Consider the following 5,469-nt stretch of genomic DNA (forward strand, 5'->3'; position numbering starts at 1 on the left):
GTTCATCCGTGGTAAGATGGGTGTAGGTCATTTGTGGTCACTCCTTTGTATTCTTTGGTCGGAATTACAAGTTGAGTGTACCACAAATGGCTGTTTTAGTTGTCTAGCTTAATTTTACAATCGGCGGTATATCCCTTTAAGAATGTGTGTGGGTGGTTTTCATGCAAGTAAACCAGAATATTGTATGTTGTATTCGGGTATTATGTTTTGTTTGCAAGCTATCGGAATAAAATATGTATCCTGGGATAATGAATTTGTGAGGCATTTAATATTTTTTTCGCTAGTTTTAATTATACGCCTAGTAGTCGATTCTAAGTCAATTATTTACCGTTGGGTGAAATTAGTATTTGTAGCACAAACTAAATATGCTATAAGTGTACTAAACTTAATGTGTATAGCTTATGGGCTAACATTTGCTTTAGGGTACTATAACTTGATGAAGTATATATTTATTGGGTTGCTAACAAATGGAAGTTTGATCTTTATTGAACTGGTACGAAAGAATTTTATAGTTGGTTAATTTAGACAGATTATTTATTAAGGAAAGTATGATGTATGAAAAAATATAAAATTTTATTAACAGGATTATTAATTGCTACTTTTGTATTACCAACTTCTGTTGCTAAAGCATTTGAAAATAATAATGAAATTAATATTTCTAGTAATATAATTGAACCACTCGATGTAAGAAGGATGTGGATTGAAATGCATCCTGTTTCTGGAAATGGTCCAGCAACTTTTTATTATCATAATGGATATTGGCATGGTTACTTGCAAAAAGTTGGTTTTACTCCTCGACCAAACTCAATGTCGTATTATAGTGGCTATGTATATCCTGTAGATTCAGCAATACCTATTCCGTCTAAAGCTCCCGTTGAGGCAAAATAGAAAGGATAATTAAAATGAAAAAAATATTAAAGTATATAATCTTATTAGTATCACTAGTATCTATTAGTTCAATTTCTGTTTCTGCCAACGATAATCAAAGTTATGTAAGCGAGAATGAAGAGAGTCCTATTAGCCATATCGTATTTAACTCGAATAGCGTTCGACTAACTATCAATAATGAGGCACCTGAAGCAAGAGAAGTCATGCTCCTATTAGCAAATCACACAGACAATTCCGCCTTGAATCAACTTGATCCCAACTCAGAAGCCGATGATATCCAAGCTCTGCAAGAGGAGTTAGGAATTAGTTTCAATGCCATTGAAAATCAACTGGATTTAGAAAATAATCCGACTGTCTTCAATGTGATTCAACAAATTCAAGATGCATCATCTGGAATTTACTCGTCCATTGATCCGATGAGCAATGTTGTTTTCACCATTACTAACCCTGAGATAGTGGAGTCGGATGAGAGTATTCGCATTAAGTTGTTTAGTAATGACCTAATCGAATTTACACGTTCAGATGATAACACCATTGAATATAATTCTTATGACTTTGTGTTAGAGGGATAATTAAATTGTCGTAACCTTAAAAAGTTAGAGTTTTTATTCTAACTTTTTAAGGTCGTCGATTGTAAAATTAAGCTAGAAAGATTAAATAAACCATTCATGGTACACTCAAATCAAATTTTCAACCACGAAAATTAGAGGAGTAACCACAAATGACTTACATGAATCTTACTATGAAAGAACTTGTCTTGAATCATTGTATTAAGTTATGTTTCTTGTGATTATGTTTATTGCAAAATTAAATATAATAGGAAATTTAAGTATGTATTTCATTTTTCAACCGATAAAAAGTAAAAAATGTAAAAGAATATTTTTCAAGTCAAGATGATTAACAGGATTTCACGAGTAATAAGTAAAGCTATATCACGTACTGAGATAGAAGAATGTATTAACTTTGGTCTCTCAATTATTGTTCACCAATTATTAGGTTTTATTATTGCAGTTTTTGTTGGGGTGTTATTCGGTACGGTAAGCGAGTTGGTTATAGTAATTTTTCTTTATATTCCATTGAGAGTTTGTGGTGGAGACTATCATGCTAGTACCCTTGAACAAAGTTTATTGTTTTCGGAAATTATGTTTGTACTAATCTCATTATGTTTAAAACATATGGTGTGGGATAGTACTCTGCTTATACAATTAGTTTTTATTTTACTGTATATTATCGATGTTTTGATAAAAGTGCCTAATTCAGTGAGAAATCGTTTTTAAAATTTAAAATTTACTTCTCAATCTAAATATGTCAAAAATATTTTAATCGCAATGCTGATGGCTTATATACTTTCTTTTTTGATGAATTATGAAAGTCTTATGCAATACATTTTCCTAAGTTTTTTAAGCGAAAACTATTTTGATATTGACTGATATCACGCAAAAAGAATAAGAATGAAAAAGTAGTTGGAGAAACTGATAATTAAAACGAGGAGGAATTCTAGTGAAAAAAATATTATTAATTATAGCTATATTGTTGTCAGTTGCTTCGCCAATTTTAGCAAGTGCAGAAAATGATTATTCTGCATATTTGGTAAATGAACATGGCGAGAGTTATGGAGTCTTGACAAATGAAATAGGGACGTTTTCAAGTCCCAGTGGAGATGAAATTAGTCAAAAGACAATTATAGATATAAGTTCGGAAAATCTGGTTCCTTTGAATAGTAACTATCGATATAGTTGGGACTCATCTGGAAGTGTTAGAGCAGAGTTAACTGTGAATTTTGGGTATACGTATTATAATGGTCTAACACATGTTAAGGTGAATAGTGTAAGTGGAGGCTGGTCATCTTATAATAGTACAGTTCAAGTGTCTAATTCATACTTAGTAGTTGGGTCATCCGGAGTCACTAGTGCTGGCGGGCATATTGACCAGTCTAGAGTATATTATCCTGGAAGTAGTTTTACATACTATCCAAACTTTGCAACGTATATACTTCCTACCTCTTACGGTGAAATCGGAGCTAATCTCAATTTAACATTAGTAAGAGGCGGCACAACTTGGACTTTATACCTACCAAATAATTACTAAATTTTAACAATAGTTACTATTTTAGATATTCAAGGGGGAAAAACAGAATGAAAAATAAATTATTATTATCATGTCTTATTACCTTATATTTGTTCTTTATAAGTTCTATTCAAGTTTCAGCGGATGGAGTAGGTCAACTTGTTGAGTTAACAGATGATCAACAAGAGATATTGTCATTGCTTCATTTGAGACAAACTAACTTCTATTCAATCGATTATGAAAACGAAAATTCATCTTACATTATTCGCTGGGAAAAATTACAAGAAGACGGAAGTTGGCAAGCCATGGAATTAGTCAATGAAGTATACGACGGTGGTAAGCTCCTATTATCAGCCAATCTAGAAGATTTTATTCGTGTAGGTATTCTAACAGAAGATGGCGAGTTGAATACCTATGAATTCCTTTCATCAAGTTTACCTAATCGTATTGAAAGAGACAATAGAATGGAAGCTCTATTAGGAAATTGGGAAGACGATATCGAGATAACAGCTAATAAAAGGGAGCCTTTGGCATTCTTTATTCTAAGAGATTCTGACCATAGCTATTCTTTGAACATTGAAGAAATCTCGTCTGATTATGAAAAACCAGGATTTGAAGTGGAAGGTATTAAGGATGTATTTGCACTGACAATCGAATTTATAGATGGAGAATAATTAATTAGTCTGAGAATAGGCTATCAATAAAATGGGGTAGAATTAATGATCACGTTTAAAATTTACTTGTATTTAATGATAACAACTCTATTTTTAAATATAAATCCAGTCAAGACTGAACCAATAGAAAATCAGTTTATTAACTTAAATTATACTGTCTCATATGAAACTGCTAGCAATTTTTTCGAGGAACTAGATAAGGAAGAGCAAAGCCAACATAAAGACGGCAACTCAATGTCATTTTCATACGAAAGTGAACAACTAGTTAATATAATGGAAGAAAAATTCGAAAATATCATAGAAGATGAGTACTTGGAAAAGTTATTAATCAATGGTGATTTGACCGAGATTTATTATCTAGCTATGGAGAATACAGCTGATTATTCAGTAGAAGATATCACAGTGCTTAGCGAAGTAAATGAAAAAAATCTTACTAAGAAAAAACTGAAATTCACCTTAAAAGAGCAGCTATTTGAAAAGGACAAAGAACAAACGTGGAATTTAGAGGTGACAATCTATATCAATAAAGAAACCGGTAGGATTTCGTACTTCAACATAGAAGATAAACAGTATATTGATTAAATTATACAACTATATAGTACTGTCTTAAACGAGATTAGACTGCTATGTAGTTTTTTTCATATCATAGGACAGGGAGAAGATTTATGAATAAATTAATGAAGTTATTTACTGGTCTGTTAGGATTGATTATTATGGTGAATATTAACTTAAGTACTGTCACTGCACAAGGTGAGTATTCAGTTAGTGATGAACTTATACATGATGAATATCCTGAAGAAAGCTTTAAATATGAAATAATACAGCAAGATGTGAATGACTTTTTAGAAGGAGTAGCAGCATATCATAATCTGGAAGTGACAGATTTTGAAAATAGTTCGATACCAGAACTAACAATGGAACGATATTCATTCGAGAATGAGTCTTATATATTGAGTGTTGCTCAAGTAGAGAACAGCATTGCTTATGGATATACCAGAAGTGAAGGTTTTGTGTATTATGACGTTCAAAATGTAGTTAAAGAGAATGGACTTGAAGTGTCGACGGAGGATGATTTATCTTTTGCGACTAGAGAGGAAATTACGCAAGAAATTGACACTTTAATACATAGTTTAGGTATTGAATTAGATTATTCAATTGAGTTACAAAGTATCACAGCGAATGATATGAGTACATTATTAAAAGAATACTTTAATTTTGAAGGTGGCGATGAGGAGATTAGTCAGATTGCGACTGATTTATACATGGCTTCCGTTAAATTTTTTATAGATGACGTCCCTATTAATGATTTTACAATGGGGGATTATGAAGCAGGTATTGTTGCTGAAGATACTGTGTTTCAATTAACTTTTTCTGAAAATGGTCTAGAAAATTCAGATCTTAGGGGTTATAACAAAGTTGGTGAAAGATTAAATCAAATTAATTTGAATGCTGAAGAAATAATTTCATTAATTGAAAATAAATATGAGAATATAATTATTCTTAACGATACTAAATTATCATCCTTGGAACTAGTGTATCTGCATTTGTTAGGCTCTAAAACGAGTGAAGAATCAGACATATATATCCCTGTGTGGTTAGGAGTTATTGAACAGGAAGTAGATGGAGTGACTTATCCTACATATATATTTATTGATGCTGAAACTAAAAAGGAGTTAACATTACATTGATTAAGTATATTACTTCTGAACTAAGGAGAGTGTAAAATATCTTGTGTAAATAGAAAAAAGGAAGCCCCTTCTGTAGAATAGAGTTACCACACTACATTCACAGAAAAGAGGACTTCCCTATGAACAATCTTACTACAGATATCTTACAGACT

At 31.7% G+C, this 5,469-nt stretch carries 8 protein-coding genes; all 8 read left to right on the top strand.

Annotation, left to right across the window (positions count from 1 at the left end; all coding sequences use genetic code 11):
* Positions 1 to 130: 130 nt before the first annotated feature.
* The 8 genes from ACEN33_RS11720 to ACEN33_RS11755 all read left to right on the top strand — a co-directional run bounded on the left by ACEN33_RS11720 (position 131) and on the right by ACEN33_RS11755 (position 5,317).
* Positions 131 to 520 (top strand): accessory gene regulator B family protein, encoded by a 390-nt coding sequence (locus ACEN33_RS11720; protein WP_407095165.1) that lies wholly within the window; start codon positions 131 to 133, stop codon positions 518 to 520.
* 35 nt (positions 521 to 555) lie between these two features.
* Complete coding sequence (locus tag ACEN33_RS11725; protein ID WP_197105329.1) at positions 556 to 888, top strand: hypothetical protein; 333 nt, start codon at positions 556 to 558, stop codon at positions 886 to 888.
* 14 nt (positions 889 to 902) lie between these two features.
* Entirely contained in the window at positions 903 to 1,460 is a 558-nt protein-coding gene (locus ACEN33_RS11730; protein ID WP_197105330.1) for a hypothetical protein, read from the top strand.
* A gap of 321 nt (positions 1,461 to 1,781) precedes the next feature.
* Positions 1,782 to 2,165 carry an accessory gene regulator B family protein gene (locus tag ACEN33_RS11735; RefSeq protein ID WP_407095164.1) on the top strand — a complete coding sequence of 128 codons (384 nt, stop codon included), beginning with the start codon at positions 1,782 to 1,784 and terminating at the stop codon, positions 2,163 to 2,165.
* A gap of 223 nt (positions 2,166 to 2,388) precedes the next feature.
* Entirely contained in the window at positions 2,389 to 2,976 is a 588-nt protein-coding gene (locus tag ACEN33_RS11740; RefSeq protein ID WP_197105332.1) for a hypothetical protein, read from the top strand.
* A gap of 47 nt (positions 2,977 to 3,023) precedes the next feature.
* Positions 3,024 to 3,629 carry a hypothetical protein gene (locus tag ACEN33_RS11745; protein ID WP_197105333.1) on the top strand — a complete coding sequence of 202 codons (606 nt, stop codon included), beginning with the start codon at positions 3,024 to 3,026 and terminating at the stop codon, positions 3,627 to 3,629.
* Positions 3,630 to 3,674: 45 nt separating this feature from the next.
* Entirely contained in the window at positions 3,675 to 4,211 is a 537-nt protein-coding gene (locus ACEN33_RS11750; protein WP_197105334.1) for a hypothetical protein, read from the top strand.
* A gap of 83 nt (positions 4,212 to 4,294) precedes the next feature.
* Positions 4,295 to 5,317 (top strand): hypothetical protein, encoded by a 1,023-nt coding sequence (locus ACEN33_RS11755; RefSeq protein WP_407089833.1) that lies wholly within the window; start codon positions 4,295 to 4,297, stop codon positions 5,315 to 5,317.
* Positions 5,318 to 5,469: the final 152 nt, after the last annotated feature.

Source organism: Ruoffia sp. FAM 24228, from assembly GCF_045528575.1.
Classification (GTDB): domain Bacteria; phylum Bacillota; class Bacilli; order Lactobacillales; family Aerococcaceae; genus Ruoffia; species Ruoffia halotolerans.